Origin of the sequence: Pseudomonas sp. EggHat1 (assembly GCF_014892995.1) — a bacterium.
GTDB classification, from domain to species: Bacteria; Pseudomonadota; Gammaproteobacteria; order Pseudomonadales; family Pseudomonadaceae; genus Aquipseudomonas; species Aquipseudomonas chaetocerotis.
On the sequence record NZ_JACKQK010000001.1, the window covers coordinates 16379 to 34849 of the forward strand.

Here is an 18471-nt window from a genome sequence, read left to right on the forward strand (position 1 = left end):
AACAACAAGAGGCAGCCTCGAATGAGCGGACTCGACAAACGCGTCGGCAGCTATGCAGAAGCCCTGGACGGCCTGCAGGACGGCATGACCGTACTGGCCGGCGGCTTCGGCCTGTGCGGCATCCCCGAGAATCTGATTGCAGAGATCCGCCGCCGTGGTGTGCGCGACCTCACCGTGGTGTCCAACAACTGCGGGGTCGATGGTTTCGGCCTCGGCGTGCTGCTGGAAGATCGGCAGATCCGCAAGATGATTGCCTCCTATGTCGGCGAGAACGCCCTGTTCGAGCAGCAACTGCTCTCCGGCGAGCTGGAAGTTGAACTCACTCCGCAAGGTACCCTGGCCGAGAAGCTGCGCGCCGGCGGCGCCGGCATCCCCGCCTTCTTCACCGCCACTGGCTACGGTACCCCGGTCGCCGAGGGCAAGGAGGCGCGCGAGATCAACGGCCGCCACTACATCCTCGAACCCGCCATCACCGGCGATTTCGCCATCGTCAAAGGCTGGAAGGCCGACCATTTCGGCAATGTGGTCTACCGCCACACCGCGCAGAATTTCAATCCGGTAGTCGCCACCGCCGGGCGCATCACCGTGGTCGAAGTGGAAGAGATCGTCGAACCCGGTGAACTCGACCCGACGCAGATTCACACGCCCGGCATCTACGTCGACCGGTTGATCTGCGGCAGCTTCGAGAAACGCATCGAAAAACGCACGCTGCGCGCCTGAGGAGATACCAGCATGGCTCTTACCCGTGAACAAATGGCTCAGCGCGTCGCCCGTGAATTGCAGGACGGCTTCTACGTCAACCTCGGGATCGGCATCCCCACCCTGGTGGCCAACTACGTGCCCGAGGGCATGCAGGTGATGCTGCAGTCGGAAAACGGCCTGCTCGGCATGGGCGCCTTCCCCACTGAAGACGAAGTGGACGCCGACATGATCAACGCCGGCAAGCAGACCGTTACCGCGATCAAGGGCGCAGCGATCTTCGACTCGGCCCAGTCCTTCGCCATGATCCGTGGCGGCCATGTCGACCTGACCGTGCTCGGTGCTTTCGAAGTGGACGTACGCGGCAACATCGCCTCGTGGATGATCCCCGGCAAGCTGGTCAAGGGCATGGGCGGCGCCATGGACCTGGTGGCCGGCGCCGACAACATCATCGTCACCATGACCCACGCCTCCAAGGACGGCGAATCCAAGCTGCTGGAGCACTGCAGCCTGCCGCTGACCGGCTGCGGCTGCATCCGCAAGGTGCTGACCGACCTGGCCTACCTGGAAATCGAGAACGACGCCTTCATTCTGCGCGAGCGCGCGCCGGGGGTGAGCATCGAGGAAATCGTCGCCAAGACCGCCGGTAAACTGATCGTCCCCGAACACGTGCCGGAAATGAGCTTCTAAGTTGTCTACCGTTCTGTAGGCGCCACCACGCACGGCGCCTACGGAACGTTTTTCTGCATTGTGGGAGGCGCTTTAGCGGCGAGCCTTTCTCGTCGCGGCTAAAGCCCCTCCCACAATACGCGGCCCATCAGCCAAGAGGACTCCCCATGCAAGACGTCGTCATCGTTGCCGCCACCCGCACCGCCATCGGCAGCTTCCAGGGCAGCCTGGCCGATATTCCCGCGCCGGAGCTCGGCGCCATCGTCATCAAACGCCTGCTGGAACAGACCGGCCTCGACGGCGCCCAGGTCGATGAAGTGATCCTCGGCCAGGTACTTACCGCAGGCTCCGGCCAGAACCCCGCGCGCCAGGCTGCCATCCGCGCCGGCCTGCCCCATGCCGTGCCAGCCATGACACTTAACAAGGTCTGTGGCTCGGGCCTCAAAGCCCTGCACCTGGCCGCCCAGGCCATCCGCTGTGGCGATGCCCAGGTCATCATCGCTGGCGGCATGGAGAACATGAGCCTGTCGCCCTATGTGCTGCCCAAAGCCCGCACCGGCCTGCGCATGGGTCACGCGCAGATGCTCGACAGCATGATCGTCGACGGCCTGTGGGACGCCTTCAACGATTACCACATGGGTATCACCGCCGAGAATCTGGTGGAGAAATACGGCATCAGCCGTGAAGCCCAGGACGCCTTCTCCGCCGCTTCGCAACAGAAGGCCGTGGCGGCCATCGAGGCTGGGCGTTTCGATGCCGAGATCACTCCAGTGCTGATCCCGCAGCGCAAGGGCGACCCCGTCGCCTTCGCCCGTGACGAGCAGCCGCGTGCCGGCACCACCGCCGAATCCCTGGCCAAGCTCAAACCCGCATTCAAGAAAGACGGCAGCGTTACCGCCGGCAACGCCTCCAGCCTCAACGATGGCGCCGCTGCCGTGATGCTGATGAGCGCGGCCAAGGCGCAGTCGTTGGGCCTGCCAGTGCTGGCGAAGATTGCCGGCTATGCCAACGCCGGTGTCGACCCGGCGATCATGGGCATCGCCCCGGTATCCGCCACCCGCCGCTGCCTGGACAAGGCCGGCTGGAGCCTGGCCGATCTGGACCTGATCGAAGCCAACGAAGCCTTCGCAGCCCAGGCGCTGTCGGTCGGCCAGGAACTGGGCTGGGATGCCGACAAAGTCAACGTCAACGGCGGTGCCATTGCCCTCGGCCACCCCATCGGCGCCTCGGGCTGCCGCGTGCTGGTGAGCCTGCTGCACGAGATGATCCGCCGCGACGCCAAGAAAGGCCTGGCCACGCTGTGCATTGGTGGTGGTCAGGGTGTGGCGCTGGCCATCGAGCGCTGAGCCGTAGGGTGGATCGCGCTTCACCGATCCACCGCTGTGGTGGATGTAAAAAGCGACATCCACCCTGCAGGCCAGCTTGAGAAACCAGAGCACCGTAGCCCGGATGCAATCCGGGGAAACCTGACATGGACCTCCCGGATTGCATCCGGGCTACACCAACCAGCTCGGCCTCGGCCGAGCTTTGTCATATCCACTGCAACGCCCAGGCAAAGCCAACCTCGAATGCCTGGTAAAGCCCCAGAACATGTTCAAAGCCTCGCGAGCTAGAGGCATGCAAGGCAAAAACAGGCGAAGAACGGTCGGAGTCGCGTGCGACTTTACGAGTTGTAAATGAGCATTTGACCGGGCTGGCGTTCCAGCCTGTTTTTAACGCTGCAGGCCCGACGCGCAGCAGGCTTTGAACAGGTTCTTACACAACCATAAGAAAGAGGCGTCATCCATGTTCAACACCCTCACCCGCATGAGCGTGAGCCTGGTACAGAAGTACCTGCCCTCACCGTTCGTTTTCTCCGCCTTGCTCACGCTGGGCGTGCTGCTCGCTGGTATCTTCTCCACCGGCCAATCGCTACCGGCCATGGTGCAACACTGGAGCGGTGGTTTCTGGACGCTGCTCGGCTTCGCCATGCAGATGTCGCTGATCTTCGTCACTGGCCACGCCCTGGCTAGCGCACCGATCATCAACCGCCAACTCGACCGCCTCGCCGGTCTGGCACGCACGCCCGGTCAGGCGATCATCATGGTCACCCTGGTGGCGCTGGTCGGTTGCTGGGTCAACTGGGGCTTCGGCCTGGTGATCGGCGCGGTATTCGCCCGCGCCCTGGCGCGCAAGGTCGATGGCGTCGACTACCCGCTGCTGGTGGCCTCGGCCTATTCGGGCTTCCTGGTCTGGCACGGCGGCCTGGCCGGCTCGATTCCGCTGTCCATGGCCACCGGTGGCCCGGATCTGGCACGTATCACCGCAGGCGTGCTGACCGATCCGGTGAGCATCACCGAGACCCTGTTCAGCCCGTTGAACCTGACCATCGTGGCTCTGCTGTTCATCGGCTTGCCGCTGCTCAACCGCGCCATGCACCCGCGTCAGGGCGCCAAGGTCGCTGATGCCGCCAAGCTGGTGGAATCGCGTGCAGAGCTGCCGGCTCGTGAAACCCCGGCACAGCGCCTGGACGACAGCCGCATCCTTGGTCTGGCACTGGTGGCCATGGCCGGTATCTACCTGTTCAACCACTTCGCCACCAAGGGCTTCGTGCTCGGCCTGGACGTGGTCATCGCCATCTTCCTGTTCAGCGGCTTGCTGATGCACGGCACCCCAGAGCGCTACATGCGCGCGGTGGACGAGAGCGTGCGCGGCATTGGCGGCATCGTCCTGCTGTTCCCCTTCTACGCCGGGATCATGGGCATGATGATGGGCGCCAACGCCGACGGCATCTCCCTTGGCCGGCAGATCACCGAAGCGTTCATCTCCTGGTCCTCGGCTGACACCTTCCCGCTGCTGGCCTTCCTCAGCGCTGGTGTGGTCAACGTCTTCGTACCGTCTGGCGGTGGCCAGTGGGCCGTGCAGGGCCCGATCATGCTGCCGGCTGCTCAGGCACTGGGCGTCTCGCCGACCGTTACCGCCATGGCGATTGCCTGGGGCGACGCCTGGACCAACATGATCCAGCCGTTCTGGGCACTGCCGCTGCTCGGCATCGTCGGCCTCGGCGCACGCGACATCATGGGCTACTGCCTGATCATGCTGCTGTACTCGGGCGTGGTGATCTGCGGCGCGTTCTACTTCCTCGGCTGACCAAACAGCGAGGCCCTGCAGGGTGGGCCGAGCGGAGATCCGCTTCGGCCCACGCTGACCAACTCAGGTGGGCTAAAGCCCACCCTACGGGCTGACCTGCACCACTCTCAGGCAGCCCACCCGCCCTGGGGTGAGCTCCAATCTGTAGGGTGGGACGGGCGGAGATCCGCCTCTTGTAGGGTGGGCTTCAGCCCACCAGCGGCGGCTCACAGAGCTCGCCTCCTGAAAGAGCGGGCATTGTTCCAGGCGGACATCGCCTGCTCAATCCCCCATCAGCCCCTGCGCCTTGGCCATCGCCACGGCCTGGGTGCGTCTTTGCACGCCGAGCTTGACGTTGATCCGCCGCGCATGGGTCTTGACCGTGTGCAGCGAGATGAACAGGCGATCGGCGATTTCTTGATTGGAGCCCCCCTGCGCGATCAGCTGCAGCACCGCCAGCTCCCGCGAGCTGAGCAGCGCAGTACCGGCACTGGCCGGCTCATCCAGGCGCGGCGCCGGCTCGAACAGGCGCTGGTGCAGGCTCTGCCCAGCCTCACTCGGCAACAGGCGCTCCAGCCACTGCGCCTGACGCTGTTGCAGTTCCTGCAGTGGCCGCAGCAGACGCAGCTGTCGCGCCTCGCCAAGCGCCTGCTGCAACAGGCCATCGGCCTGCTCCTGCTGCCCCTGCATGAGCAGCGCTTCGGCCAGGCTGACCCGACATTCGCAGACCAGGCTGCGATGCCCGGCGAGCTGGCATTCATCCAGCAGCAGGCGCAGTGCATGCTCAGCGGCAGCGTGGTGGCCAAGCAGCAGGTCGCTCAGCGCCAGGTAACGACGCAAGCGTGGCAACAGATCGTAGAACTCCGAGGGCGCCAGTTGCTGACGCTGCTGCAACTGCTGCAGGGTCTGGGCGAACAGCTCGCGTGCGCGCCCGGTCTGCCCCTGACGCAGCAGCAGCCGCCCTGCCTGCAACTGCAGCACACAGCGGTAACGCACTTCAGGCACGTGCGACCACTGCATCACCCGCTCGGCCCGCTGCAACCACTGATGGGCCTCGTCGAGATCGCCACGGCTTTCCGCCAGTTCCAGCATGCCGAGATAGCCGGAAATGATGTAGGCATCCTCGCAGTGCTCGGCTTCCTGCAGCCCCAGGCGATACGCCTGCTGCGCCGCCTCATCGAGGCCCTGGCGGGCCAGCAGGCTGGCCCGTACCAACAGCAGGCGAGCGACCACCGGGCTATGGTTGAAGCGTTCGCGCAGCAGCGCCAGGGACTGCTCGGCGAGTTCAGCGGCGCGCCCAGCCTCACCACGCATCTGCAGCAGCAGGCAGTGATCGGTATTGAGCAAAGCCTCGAAAATCAGACTGCCATTGAGCCGTGCCAGACGCAGGCCCTGATCCAGCGCCTGCTTGGCCTGGTCCAACGCATGTTCGGCCATATGCTGCTGGGCCAGCGCCTGGTAACAGAGCACGCGCTGCGACCAGCTGCCCTCGTCCAGCATCTGCAGGGCCTGCTCGCAGTGCAACCGGGCATCGCGGCGCCCGCACTGACGCGCCAATACACCTGTCAATGCCTGCCAATGGGCGACCAGTTTGCGCTGGCGGCGCTCATCCGGTTGCGGCATGAAATGCGCCAGCCCCTGGATGCAGTCGGCCGCTTCATCAAAACGAGCGCAGATGATCAGAGCCCAGGCCTGCAGCACGATCAACCGCGGCGAACTGGCGAACAGCCAGGCTGGCAGCTCTTCGCGCCATTGCAGGAACTGAGCGACCGAGTGCCCCTGCAGCAATTGTTCCTGGCTGAAGCGCTGCAGGTAGTTGACCGCAACCTCGACCTGCCCCGCCAGCAGGGCATGTTCGACGGCCTCGCGAATATCACCGTGCTGAGCGAACCACTGACAGGCACGCACATGGATGGAGGCCGGCACCGGCGCGCCCGGCAGGCGACGCAGTACCTCGGCCAGCGGTTGCCACAGACGGAACCAGGTACCGCTGCTGTCGAGACTGCGCACGAACAGCTGGCGCCGTTGCAGTTCGCCCAGCAGCTCACTGCCACGACCCTCCAGCAGGTGCTCGCAGAGCGGCAGGGAAAAACGCGGCAGCAGAGCCAGGGCATGCAGATCGCTGCGCAGCTCCTCGTCCAGATCGGCCAGCACCTCACGCTGCACGTAGTCGCGCAGCACCGGGCAGCCCTCCTGCAAACGCTGGCGCAGCGCATCCTCGTCGACATCGAGTAACAGCAGACGGATCGCCGCCAACCAGCCTTCGCTGCGCTCGAGCAGGGCCTGCCGGACGTCATCAGCCAGGCTCACTTGCAACGCCGTCAGCAGCTCGGTCAGCGCCGCGTCATCCAGCGCCAGCTCCTCACCCTGAAGCTCCAGCAGATCGCCCTGCAGCAATAGGCGTGGCAGGTTCCAGGCCGGTATGCGACGACTGGCGACCCACCAGGAGACCTGCTGAGGCGCCGCAGCGAACAACCGGTCGAGGCAGGCATCGAGTTCATCGTCAGCCTGTCGCGGGTAGTCGTCGATAAAGATCCACAAACGCCCCGCATGCTCATGCAACCGATCGATCAGCCCCGCTTCGCCGGCATCGTCGAACGGCAATTGCATGGCTGCGGCCAGTCGCTTGCACAGCTGCGGCGGCGTCAGGCTGCGCCCTCCGAGATCGAGCCATACGCGCTCGACGGCGGCCGGCGTGTGGCGCGCGCATTGACCGAGCAGCACGCTCTTGCCAGAACCGGCAGGCGCGCACAGCAAACGCAGGCGCGACTCGCTGGCGAGCAGACGCTGCAGCAGGGCTGGGCGGGAAACCACACACGGCGGCAAACGCGGTAGATCGGCAGGTTGCACCTGCAGCGCACTCGCACGGGCGATGGCAAGGGTAGGCATGGCAGCGGTTCTCTCTGCTTGTCATTGTTGAACCACCAGGCGATGGTACCCCGCTCACCGCGTGCGACCACCCCTTGGCGCTTATGGCGCGAGATTCACGTGAGAGAGGCACGCAGAAAAAAGCCGGTGGCGCACAGGGCGACACCGGCTTGCTTCGGGCTGCTACCAGGTCAGCGCACGCCGGCGTTACGCAGCGCGGCCGGGGTGAAGTCCTTGGCCGACGCCTGAGTGCCGTACTGCACCGAGGTTTTCTCCTCGTTGGCCATGCCGATGGCGATGTATCGCCCGGCGATGATGTCGTACAGCGCCTCGAACGCGTAGACCGGCACCTTCTGCGCATATTGCTGCATCAACATCGCCTCGCCGACACGCCAGAGCTGGCCGCGGCCGTCGTAGTGCTCGGACAGGGCGATCTGCCAGGAGTCTTCGTCCACGTAGAAGCGACGCTTGGCGTAGATGTTGCGCTCGCCCGCCTTGAGCGTCGCCTCCACTTCCCACACCCGGTGCAGCTCGTAGCGGATCAGGTCCTGATTGACGTGGCCGGCCTTGAGGATGTCCTCATACTTCACCTCAGGCGTGGCCACGCGGTAGTTGTTGTAGGGGATGAACAGCTCGCGCTTGCCCACCAGTTTCCAGTCGTAACGATCCGGCGCGCCGTTGAACATGTCGAAGTTGTCCGAGGTACGCAGGCCATCTGCGGCAGTACCCGGACCGTCGTACGCCACCTGCGGCGCCCGCCGTACCCGTCGCTGGCCGGCGTTGTACAGCCAGGCCATGCGCGGCTCGGCGACTTGATCGAGCGAGTCGTGCACCAGCAGCACGTTGCCGGCCAGACGCGAGGGTGCGGTGACCCGTTGCTTGAAGAACAACAGAGCATTTTCCGCCTTGCCTGGATCGACATCGGGGATGTTCTCCGGGAAGGCCACTTCATCCTCGAAGTGCACCAGGGTATAGGCGCCATTGGTCTGCGGCGAGGCCTGCACGATGCTGCGCTTGAGGTTGCCACCGCGATAACGGGTGATGTGGTTCCACACCACCTCCAGGCCGTTCTGCGGAATCGGGAAGGCGTAATAGCGGCTGTCAGTGAAGCCGGTCAAACCGTTGCCGCCATCACGCAGACCGGTCTTCAGCGCGCTGGTCCTGGCTGCGGCGTTGATCGCGTCCGGCACCGCCGTGCTGCGGTGCGTCGGGTACACCGGCATGCGATAGCTGTCCGGGTAGCGCGCGAACATCGCCAGTTGCCCGGCCGACAACTGCTCGCGGTACTGCTCCAGGTTCTGTGCGGTGATGGTGAACAATGGCTGCTCGCCAGCGAAGGGGTCACTGAGAAAACCGCGCGCATCGACCTGCCCGGCATCGCTGGCCATGCCGCCCGTCCAGGCGGGGATGGTACCGGCGGCGTTGCCGGCCATCTCACCACCCAACGGGGTCAGACTGGTACCGAGCTTGGCTGCTTCCTGCTCGCTGACCGCGGCCAGCACACCGCTGGCCAGCAGGCTCAGGGACAGTGCGCCGAGCATCTTCAGGGTTGTATTCATCTGCATTCCTCAACTGATCCTGATGGCCTAGAAGCTCACGCCGAAGCTGAGCGCCAGGAAGTCGCGGTCGACCGCGACGTTGTAATCACCGCCGAAGAAGTCGGTGTACGACAGGCTGGCGGTGTAGGTATTGCGGTAGTCGGCGTCTATACCGATGCTCACGGCCTTGGAACCCTCATTGAACAGGCCGTTGGGGCCGTAGCCGTCGACGTCATGCGACCAGGAGACGTTCGGCTTGAGGTTCACCCCGGCGAACACGTTGCTGTACTCCCAGATGCCACGCACGCGGTAGCCCCAGGAGGTGCTGGTGACGAAGCCGTGAGTGTCGCCACGGAATCCGTAGGCACCGAACAGCGAATCGCGGCCGTAGCGCAGGTCTTCACGGCTCTCCAGGCCACCGACGTGGGCCATGCCGATCTCGCCCACCAGGGTGAAGCGCCCGGCACCCATTACCTGATCGAAGAAATGGGTGAAGGTGGTCTGCACCTGGGTGACTTCCTTGCGCCGGTAACCGACGTTGTCCTGGCCAGGCCCGGCGGCGACCGGTGCAGTGCCAGGGGCGATGGGGTTGAGCAGGCTCAGGGTCATGTCGGTGGTGTTGATCTGCAGCGGCAGGTTCGGCCGGTAGCTGACCTCACCCGCCCAGGCAGTGCCGGTGGGCAGTGTGGTGGAGAAGCTCATGCCGTAGAGGCGAATATCCTCCGGGTACTCGAGGTAGTAGCGACCATTGCCGAGCATCACGCTCTGCGCCAGCCCCGCGCCGCTGCCCGGTACGATGCCATTGGCGGTGCCAATGATCCCCGGCAGCGCTGCCAGGGTCGCCAGGCCGGCGTTCTGCGTGCTGACGATGGGCGTGCGGCTGTGGTAGTTCATGAAGTACGCGCCGTACTCGGTCTCGTCACCCAGCCAGCGCAGGGCCAGGCCCCACTGGCCGCTGTCGCGCGCATCGCGATCACCGGCACGCGGCAGAATCACCCCTTCGCTGTCGACGCGGAAGCCCTGACCGAACGCTGCAGCAACCGGCTGCAACGGCGCAATGGCTGGCGAGCCGATGTGATAGCCATTGTCACAGCCATCGGCGGCCACATCGGCGGTGGAGAAGAAGGTCCCGCAGTTGTCGATGATGGTCTGGTCCCACTCCAGTTGGTAGAAGGCTTCCATGCTCAACTGATCGGTCAGGCTCTGCGACAGGTAGAGCATGTTCACCGGGATCAGGCCTTCCTTAATCTCCGCGCCTGGGCGGCGGAAGGCGGCCACGTCGATAGGGTTGATGGCATTGATGCTGTTGCCGATGAAGGTGCTCTCACCCCAGCTCACCACCTGCTTGCCGATCCGCACCGTGCCCGGCAGATCGCCAATGGCGTAGTTGTGGTAGAGGAATGCATCGAGAATTTCCGCCCCCGAAGACTGGGCGCCCTCCTTGCGATTGCTGTCGTCGATATCCTTGAACAGGCGGCTTTCGTCCTTGAGCTCGAAGTCGTACCAGTACTTGCCGCGCACGAACACGCCGGTATCGCGGTACTTCAGTTCGAGGTCGTGAATACCCTTGAAGATCTTCGAGAAGGTCTCGCCCTTCTTGAAGTTCAGGCGTCCATCATCGCCAGTCTGCGCCTGGCCCTGGCCGCCGTTGTTGGGGCCGATCAGATCGCGATCCGGACTGCGCATCGACCAGCTGGCACCGACCGACAGCGAGCTGTCGAACTGCCCTTCGATCTCACCGATGTTGAAGTTGACGGCCTGCGCCGGTGCGACGAAACCGACGGCGACGGCCAAAGCCAAGGTGTGCGGCTGGAATAGTCCGGGCCCTGTTGTTCTTGTCATGCGGGTCTCCTGAAGTGGGGTGCAACTGCAGGGAACCCTACGCAGCGACCACATCCCGGATAAGCGCACCAAGGAGGGATTTCATCTGTCGCCCGAAAGGATGAATGGCGCCCTGGCGCGGGCCGCAGGCCGCGACACTCAGCGTGCTGAATGACGGGGTATCAGAGAGGTAGGGAACTATTCATTGTTATTGGCAGACCGTGCCGCCCAATGCGCTGCGGCGCTGAACTGCAGGGGCGGCACACCGCCGCGAACAGGGAGCGCGAAGCCCGGACAAGACAGGGCTGGAACGACGGCCGCCGGGAGCGCCCAAATCCGATCGCCATCGGCAGAGCCCGAAATCGGGCTCTGCCGGGTCGCTCAGTTGCTGCCGGCCGCCAGTTCGCGCAACAGGACCTCGTGGAACAGCACCGGCGCTTCGACCTGCGGCGAATGGCCCAGCTCCGGCCACTCCACGAGTTTTGCCTCGGGAATCGCCTCGGCAGTCTTGCGACCCAGTTCCGGGTAGTTGCCAAGGCGCTGCGCGACTTCTTCCGGCGCACGATTGGCGCCTGGGGCGGTGCGATCCTTGCCTCCGATCAGCAGCAGGGTCGGCGCCTTGATGTTGGCAAACTCGTGCACCACAGGCTGAGTGAACAGCATCTCTGCCGTCTGGGCCTGGTTCCAGGCGACGATCTGCTTGCCCGGGCCACTGTACATACCATTGAGCATGTCGACCCAGCGGTCGTACTCGGGCTTCCACACACCGTTGTAGTAGAACTTCAGTTGGTAGTTCTTGATGCCGTCGTAGGAGGTCTTCAACTCCCCCTGGTAAAGCTGGTCCACCGTCACGTAGGGCACGCCCTCCGCCTGCCAGTCCTCCAGACCGATAGGGTTGACCAGCACCAGCTTCTCGACACGCGAGGCATGACTCAGGGCGTAGCGCGCGGCCAACATGCCACCCATGGAATGGCCGATCACCGTGGCCTTCTCCACACCCAACGACTCGAGCAACGCGTCGGTATTGCTGGCCAGTTGGCCGAAGCTGAACTGATAGCCACGTGGCTTGCTCGAACTGCAGAAACCGATCTGATCCGGCGCGATCACGCGGTAGCCGACATCGCTCAGCGCCTTGATGGTCGCCTCCCAGGTCGCGCCGCAGAAATTCTTGCCATGCAGCAGCACCGCCGTACGACCATTGGCCTGGCCGGCTGGCTTCACGTCCATGTAGCCCATCGACAGAGCCTGCTGCTGCGAACTGAATTCGAAGCGCTGGATCGGGTGGGGATACTCGAAACCTTCCAGCTGAGGGCCATACCCGGCCTGCGGCGAAGCCTGGAGCGCGGAGAGGGGAAGGAGGCTGGCGGAAAGTGTCGCGAGGAGCAGGGTTTTCTTCACGGGCGCATTCCTGTATCGGGGTTCCATGCTGAACGCCTGCTACGACCAGAAGCAGGCGTAAAGAAGCGATCGACTATAGCAACCGCCCCCCACCACCAAGGTGGCAATGCATTGCAGGATATGACCGAAAACCTTGAGATAGAGCCTTCCGGCGAAGCTCATGGCTCCGGCCGGATCGCTCAGGCGTTCAGCGCCAGCGATCGAGCACATTCACCGCCAACCGATCCAGCCAGCCCCACAGGCGCTGTTGCGCACGACGCCACCAGGGGCGCTGGTGCCAATCGTCGAGGGTGATTTCGCGGCTGACGCCAAAATCCTCGATGAAGCTGGCCGTCACTGCCCGGGTAAAATCCGGGTCCAGCGCCTCGACATTGGCGTCGAGATTGAAGCGCAGGTTCCAGTGGTCGAAGTTGCACGAGCCGACGCTGACCCAATCGTCCACCAGCACCATCTTCAGGTGCAGAAAACGCGGCTGATACTCGAAGATGCGCACGCCAGCCCTGAGCAGTTTCGGGTAATAGCGCTGCCCGGCAAAACGCACCGGCGGGTGATCGGTGTTGCGCCCGGCCAACAGCAGGCGCACTTCCACCCCACGTGCGGCTGCGCGGCGCAGGGCACGGCGGATTTTCCAGGTCGGCAGGAAGTAAGGCGTGGCCAGCCAGACGCGCTGCTTGGCGCCCTTCAGCGCGCGCAACAGTGAGAGCAGAATGTCGCGATGCTGTGCCGCGTCGGCATAGGCGACACGCCCGAGACCAACCCCGACCGGCGGGCACTCGGGCAGGCTCAGCGGTATCGGCTGATGACTCGGGCGCCAGGAAAATCGTGCGCGCCAGAGTTGCTCGAACAGCTGTTGCCAGTCGCCCACCAGCGGTCCTTCGATCTCCACCATGACTTCGTGCCAGGGACTTCGAGGCTCGTCTGGCAACCAGAACTCATCGGTGGAGCCGGTGCCGCCAACGTAGGCCAGGCGCTGGTCCACCAGCAGCAGCTTGCGGTGATCGCGGTGAAAATTGCGGATACCCCGCCGCCAGCGCACCGGGTTGTACCAGCGCAGCTGTACACCGGCGGCCTGCATGCGCTCACGCAACGCGATGCCCAGGCCTGCCGCACCGTAGGCATCGAACAGACCACGCACCCTCACCCCGCGCTCAGCCGCGCGGCACAGCGCGTCGACCAGACGCTCGCTACAGCGGCCGTCTTCGATCAGATAGAGCTCGATTTCCACCTGCTGCCGGGCGCCCTCGATGGCTGCCAGCATGCGCGGGAAAAACACCGGGCCGTCCAGCAGCAATTCGAAGCGATTGCCGCCTCGCCAGGGAAAGATGCTGCCGCGCGCATGCACGCTCAACGCGCCGTGAAGATCAGCACGGCACCCACCGGCACCGACAGGCTGATGGCCGGCAGTTCGGCGATTTTACGCAGCGCCTCGATGCCACTGGCCAGGGCGAAATCTTCGGCGTGCAGCACCAGCGGCGCCAGGGTCACCACCTGGAAGCGGCGATCATCGAGGCGCGTGACCAGCAGTTCGCTGTCCAGTTCGCGCGTACGCTCGTTGAGGGTCAGTTGCAGAGGCAACCGCAACTCCAGCTGCGCGCCAGGTGCCAGGTCGGTCAATTGCGGCAGGTTGACCTGGGCAGTGATGCGCGCCTCGGGCAGACGCGAGGTGTCGAACAGCATGGCACGCAGGCGCTCGTCACGCAGCGGGATACCGGTGCTCAGCGAATCAAGATCCACGCGCAGGCGCGCGCGACCATCGGCCGCGATCTGCCCGTGCAGGGTGAGAAAGCGATGCACCTCCGACTGGCTGCCGGAATGGGTGGAGATGAACGAAAGACGCGAAGATTCGTTGTCCAGATACCAGTCGGCGTGAACGGGCAAGGCAGCGGCAAGCAACAGGGCGAGAAGCGAACGGCGCATGAGAACTCGAAAAAGGCGTGACCAGGCGGCAACGATAGTCGCCACGGCCCGCCTTGCAAAGCCCGGCGCCTCTTCCACCCGTAGCCCGGATGCAATCCGGGAGCGCCTCACCAACATGCCCCGGATTTCATCCGGGCTACGCGCTTGGCTTCCCTCTCCCATTCATGGGGCACGCCTGGTGGAGAGGAGTCCGGGGAGAGGCCCTACTCATTCGGCAGCAGCTGACAGCCCTGCCGCTCGCCCAGCCAGACCGCGCTGTGAGTGCGGCCCAGACCGCTGGCGGTAACACGTTTGGCGCTGTCGTCATCGAGCAGGCTGCTGATCGGTACATACTGCTTCACATAGCCTTCGCAATAGGCCGCCGGGTTGCCACTGACGTAGCGGCAGGAGCAGTACTCCTTGGCCGTGTAGGCGCCGATGATGTCGGGGAACGCCGCCAGATGCGCGCGGTTCGGCCAGGCCCAGGCCAGCAGCAGAATCACCAACAGCGCCACCACGCTAAGAATCGGATGACGACGAATCATGGCTGCACCTCCGTGGCGAAAGCCGCCTGCACACGTTTAAGCAGTTCGTTGTGCTGGAAGCTGCCGTCGCGGTCATCGGCGTAGCGCACCACCACCAGTTTTTCCTCGGGCATCACGTACAGCCCCTGCCCCCAATGCCCGAGCGCAGCGATGGTATCGGCCGGTGCATCCGGCCAGGGTCGCGCGCTGCCCGGCAGTTCGGCATTGAGCCACCAATGCCCGCCTGGGACGGCATCGCCCGGCTTGGCCAACTGCGGCTGATAGCTGGCGAAAGGCGTGGATACGAAATCGACCCAGGCGGACGGCAGCAGCTGGCGCTCGCCCCAGCGGCCGCCTCGCTGCATCAGCAGGCCGACACGGGCCAGGTCGCGCGCGGTCATGTAGGCGTAGGACGAAGCGATGAACGTGCCGCTGGCATCGCGCTCCCACACTGCGCTGGTCATGCCCAGCGGCTCGAACAGCGCCGTCCAGGGATAGTCGGCATAGGCTGGCTCGCCGACCATGCCACGCAACGCGGCCGCCAGCACGTTGCTGTCGCCGCTGGAATAACGAAAGCGCGTGCCCGGCGCGGCGTCTGCGGCATGCGCGGCGGTGAAGGCGGCCATGTCGGCGCGACCGCGGGTGTAGAGCATGGCCACCACCGAGGATTTCAGCGGCGCGTATTCATAGTCCTCTTCCCAGGCCAGACCCGAAGCCCAGTTGAGCAAGTGTCCGATCTTGATCTGCGGATGCTCGGCCATCGCCGGGTAGTACTGCGCAGCGGGCGCGTCGAGCCTGAAGCGCCCTTCGCCATAAGCCACACCCAAGGTGCTGGCCAGCAGACTCTTGGCCATCGACCAGGAGAGGTGCGCGGTCTGCGCCGTGGTCGGTTCGGCATAGCGCTCGTAGACAATCTGCCCGTCGCGGATCACCAGCAGCGCATCGGTGCGCACGCCCGTGCGTTCGGCGTCATTGCGTTCCGGGAAGGCGTACTGTTCGAGCTCGGCCAGCGCGGCGCTCTCGACGCGTGGCTGGCTCTGCCAGTCGGGTTGCGGCCAGTTTTCCGCCAGGGCGGTGCTGGCAGCCAGGCTGAAACCGAGCGCCAGGCTCAGTCGACGAAGCAAGGAGGTGGACATGGGCGGCCTCGATCAGAAATCGTGGCGCACCCTAGCATGGCCATGGTGACGGCTTGAAGTGACGAAACCGCCATCCCCCGCCTTCATTCGGGCAGGGGGGGCGCGCCGTGCACACCGATTGCCAAGTGGTATCGGTGCGCACAGCGCACCCTGCCGCTATCTGGGCAGTTGGTAATCCTCCGGCCCCATCAGGTCGAGACCGCATTCGAGGTTCTCGATCCAGTAGAGAAAGGCGCTGATCATTTCCGGGCCGACGAAGGGCCGACCGTGCTGCGGCACGATCATCGCCACATCCATCTGCCGCACCATCGCCGCCCACAGGCGACACGCCTTGTTGCCCGCCATATAGCGGCGGTGGAAGCCTTCCATGTTCGGCACATGGTTGACGAAGTCGCGCACCGGCGTGGCGTCATCGACCATCGAGGCGCCCATGTCACCGGAGAAGAGGATCTTGCTCACCGGGTCATACACTTGGAAGTTACCCACCGAGTGCAGGAAATGCGCCGGCACGGCCTTGAGCGAGCATTTGCCCAGTGGAATGCTCTGGCCGCGATCCGGCAACGCGATAATGCGATCGAAGGTGTTGATGCCACGACTCAGCACCAGGTAATTGGCGGTCAGGTGCGGCAAGAAACGCGCCCACAGCTTGGAGCAGATCACCCGCGCACGGGTATGCAGCAGCCACTTGTCCAGCGAGGCGATGATGTCCGGGTCCTGGTGCGAAGCGAAGATGTAGGTCAGGTCCTGCACCGGGATGTGCTTGGACAGCTCCAGCGACAGCGGCGTGTAGGTCAGGTCACCGCCCGGATCGAGCAGCAGGTACTGCTCGTTGTCGGTGATCAGGAACTGGTTGGATTGCACGCCTTCGCCGCTGACCAGGTCATCGAACATCAGGCATTGGTGGTTGCCGTTATCGAACAGCACGATGGGCTCGCGGCGCATGGAAACCTCGTCAGTGAATCGCGAGGCAACCTTATGCGCGCCAACAGCAATGGGTACTGATATGGATCAACGGGCGGCGACAATCCGCCGCGCGTTCTCCAGGCGCTTGCCGCGCGCCGCCTCGGCGATGCGCAGCAAGCCCTTGTCGCGCTGCCACAGCTCGGCCCATTGCGCAGGGCCAGCGGCAAAGGCCACCTCCAGCTCGCCCGCCAAGGCCTGCTGCGTGGCGAACAACCCGGCCAGCAACAGATGGGTAGTGGGCGCATCGGGCGCCTGTCGCGCGACCTCGGCACAGCCGGCCAGCAGCGCCTGCAGACGCAACAGCAGCGTTTCAGGCCAGCCACAATCGCGCCCCACGCCGAATTGCCAGGCGACGACGGCAGTGAGTACGTGCACATCTTCCAGGGTGCGGAAAGGTTTGACGTAGTCATCCCAGCCGTCGCCGGCCAGGCGCTCGCCCTGGGCCTGTTGCAGGTGCAGTCGCGCATGGCCGATATCCGGCATCAACGGCAGTGCCGGCAGCGGCTCGATACAAACGCCCGGTGCGCCCTGGCGTACCACGCCGAGCGCCAGCCGCGGCGCTTCACCCTCACCTTCCTCGCGCGCCGCCACCAGCAGCCAGTCGGCGCATTCGGCGGCGGTGACGAAATCCTTGCGCCCGGTGATCTGCAGGCCATCGATACGCGTGTGCATGTCCGCCGGCCGGGTGCTGCGGTTCTCCGTCACGCACAGGGCGCCGGCCGTCCAGGGCGCCGCAGGCCAGAGCACGCGCAGCGCTGCCTGATAGCCGGCGAGAAACGCCAACCCCGGCGTAGCCGCCAGCAGGCCGCCCAACAGCGCCAGCTCGAAGGGTAGTGGCGTGCCGCTCAGACGCGCCAGCAAGCGGGCGTACCAGTCTTCCAGGCCCGCCTCGGCAGTCAGGCGTTCACCGGGCTGAAACAGACTCGACCAGGGCATCGCACAGGCTCCTCGCAGCAGCATCTGCGCCGCTGTCACATAAGCATAAGAAAAGCGTCACGGTGGTGACACTGCAGCTACCTAGCCTGAGCTTGCCCAACAAGATCGACCGGCTGCAAGCACTCAGCCGGCACACGGAGGATCTGGCATGACTCAAACCGCTCGCCGTCTGCAGGCCGAACGCCTGCAAGGCCCCGCCGCCCTGCGTGAAGCTCAGGCCTTGCGTTATCGCGTATTCAGCGCGGAATTCGATGCCAAGCTCAATGGCGCCGAACTGGGTCTGGATATGGACGACTACGACATCCACTGCCGCCATATCGGCGTACGTGACCTCAACAGCGGCGAGCTGGTCGCCACCACTCGCCTGCTCGATCACCAGGCCGCTGCGGGCCTCGGTCGCTACTACAGCGAGGAGGAATTCGCCCTGCACGGCCTGGCCAAACTGGAAGGCCCGGTACTGGAAATCGGCCGCACCTGCGTCGATGTCGCTTACCGCAACGGCGCCACCATCGCCGTGCTCTGGGGCGAGTTGGCCGAGGTACTCAACGAAGGTGGCTACCGCTACCTGATGGGCTGCGCCAGCATCTCCATGCAGGACGGCGGCATCCAGGCCCAGGCCATCATGCAGCGCCTGCGTGAGCGCTACCTGTGCACCGAGCACCTGCGCGCCGAACCCAAGCACCCGCTGCCGCAACTGGATGTGCCGGGCAACGTCATCGCCGAGATGCCGCCGCTGCTCAAGGCCTACATGCGCCTGGGCGCGAAGATCTGCGGCGAACCCTGCTGGGACCGCGACTTCCAGGTGGCCGACGTGTTCATCCTGCTCAAGCGCGACGAGCTGTGCCCACGCTACGCCCGGCACTTCAAGGCTGCAGTCTGACAGCTACACTTGCATCACCTGCGCCGGCCCTGTAG

General features: G+C 64.8%; 15 protein-coding genes. 5 read left to right on the top strand and 10 right to left on the bottom strand.

Going from position 1 to position 18471, the window contains the following annotated elements; genetic code table 11:
• Positions 1-21: 21 nt before the first annotated feature.
• From INS93_RS00085 to INS93_RS00100, 4 genes are all read left to right on the top strand, one after another.
• Positions 22-720, top strand: coding sequence for a CoA transferase subunit A (locus INS93_RS00085; RefSeq protein ID WP_074859308.1), 699 nt, complete (start codon positions 22-24; stop codon positions 718-720).
• A gap of 12 nt (positions 721-732) precedes the next feature.
• On the top strand, positions 733-1389 hold the full coding sequence (locus INS93_RS00090) for a CoA transferase subunit B (RefSeq protein WP_160018439.1): 657 nt from the start codon (positions 733-735) through the stop codon (positions 1387-1389).
• Between the two features lie 146 nt (positions 1390-1535).
• On the top strand, positions 1536-2714 hold the full coding sequence (locus INS93_RS00095) for an acetyl-CoA C-acetyltransferase (RefSeq protein WP_192979857.1): 1179 nt from the start codon (positions 1536-1538) through the stop codon (positions 2712-2714).
• 439 nt (positions 2715-3153) lie between these two features.
• Positions 3154-4497, top strand: coding sequence for a short-chain fatty acid transporter (locus tag INS93_RS00100; protein ID WP_160018441.1), 1344 nt, complete (start codon positions 3154-3156; stop codon positions 4495-4497).
• Between the two features lie 261 nt (positions 4498-4758).
• Here the strand turns inward: INS93_RS00100 and INS93_RS00105 are convergent, their stop codons facing one another.
• From INS93_RS00105 to INS93_RS00150, 10 genes are all read right to left on the bottom strand, one after another.
• Positions 4759-7365 (bottom strand): LuxR C-terminal-related transcriptional regulator, encoded by a 2607-nt coding sequence (locus tag INS93_RS00105; RefSeq protein WP_192979858.1) that lies wholly within the window; start codon positions 7363-7365, stop codon positions 4759-4761.
• A 170-nt stretch (positions 7366-7535) separates the two neighbouring features.
• A complete protein-coding gene (locus tag INS93_RS00110) occupies positions 7536-8903 on the bottom strand; it encodes a DUF1329 domain-containing protein (RefSeq protein WP_226945262.1) in 1368 nt (455 codons plus the stop codon).
• A gap of 27 nt (positions 8904-8930) precedes the next feature.
• Complete coding sequence (locus tag INS93_RS00115) at positions 8931-10724, bottom strand: DUF1302 domain-containing protein (RefSeq protein WP_160018444.1); 1794 nt, start codon at positions 10722-10724, stop codon at positions 8931-8933.
• Between the two features lie 360 nt (positions 10725-11084).
• A complete protein-coding gene (locus INS93_RS00120) occupies positions 11085-12128 on the bottom strand; it encodes an alpha/beta fold hydrolase (protein WP_420707250.1) in 1044 nt (347 codons plus the stop codon).
• A 160-nt stretch (positions 12129-12288) separates the two neighbouring features.
• Positions 12289-13443, bottom strand: a complete 1155-nt coding sequence (locus INS93_RS00125) for a phospholipase D-like domain-containing protein (RefSeq protein ID WP_192979861.1) — start codon at positions 13441-13443, stop codon at positions 12289-12291.
• 2 nt (positions 13444-13445) lie between these two features.
• Positions 13446-14018 (bottom strand): YceI family protein, encoded by a 573-nt coding sequence (locus INS93_RS00130; protein WP_160018447.1) that lies wholly within the window; start codon positions 14016-14018, stop codon positions 13446-13448.
• A gap of 203 nt (positions 14019-14221) precedes the next feature.
• The gene (locus INS93_RS00135) at positions 14222-14542 is read right to left on the bottom strand and encodes an amidase (RefSeq protein WP_192979862.1); all 321 of its coding nucleotides are present in this window, start codon (positions 14540-14542) and stop codon (positions 14222-14224) included.
• On the bottom strand, positions 14539-15657 hold the full coding sequence (locus INS93_RS00140; protein ID WP_192979863.1) for a serine hydrolase domain-containing protein: 1119 nt from the start codon (positions 15655-15657) through the stop codon (positions 14539-14541). The genes INS93_RS00135 and INS93_RS00140 overlap by 4 nt, the downstream gene beginning before the upstream one ends.
• 156 nt (positions 15658-15813) lie before the next feature.
• Positions 15814-16599 carry an MBL fold metallo-hydrolase gene (locus INS93_RS00145; RefSeq protein WP_192979864.1) on the bottom strand — a complete coding sequence of 262 codons (786 nt, stop codon included), beginning with the start codon at positions 16597-16599 and terminating at the stop codon, positions 15814-15816.
• Positions 16600-16665: 66 nt separating this feature from the next.
• Positions 16666-17556, bottom strand: a complete 891-nt coding sequence (locus INS93_RS00150; protein ID WP_192979865.1) for an acyl-CoA dehydrogenase — start codon at positions 17554-17556, stop codon at positions 16666-16668.
• A gap of 148 nt (positions 17557-17704) precedes the next feature.
• On the opposite strand from INS93_RS00150, the gene olsB reads away from it, so the two are divergent.
• Positions 17705-18436 carry an L-ornithine N(alpha)-acyltransferase gene (gene olsB, locus INS93_RS00155; RefSeq protein WP_160018452.1) on the top strand — a complete coding sequence of 244 codons (732 nt, stop codon included), beginning with the start codon at positions 17705-17707 and terminating at the stop codon, positions 18434-18436.
• Positions 18437-18471 lie beyond the last annotated feature (35 nt).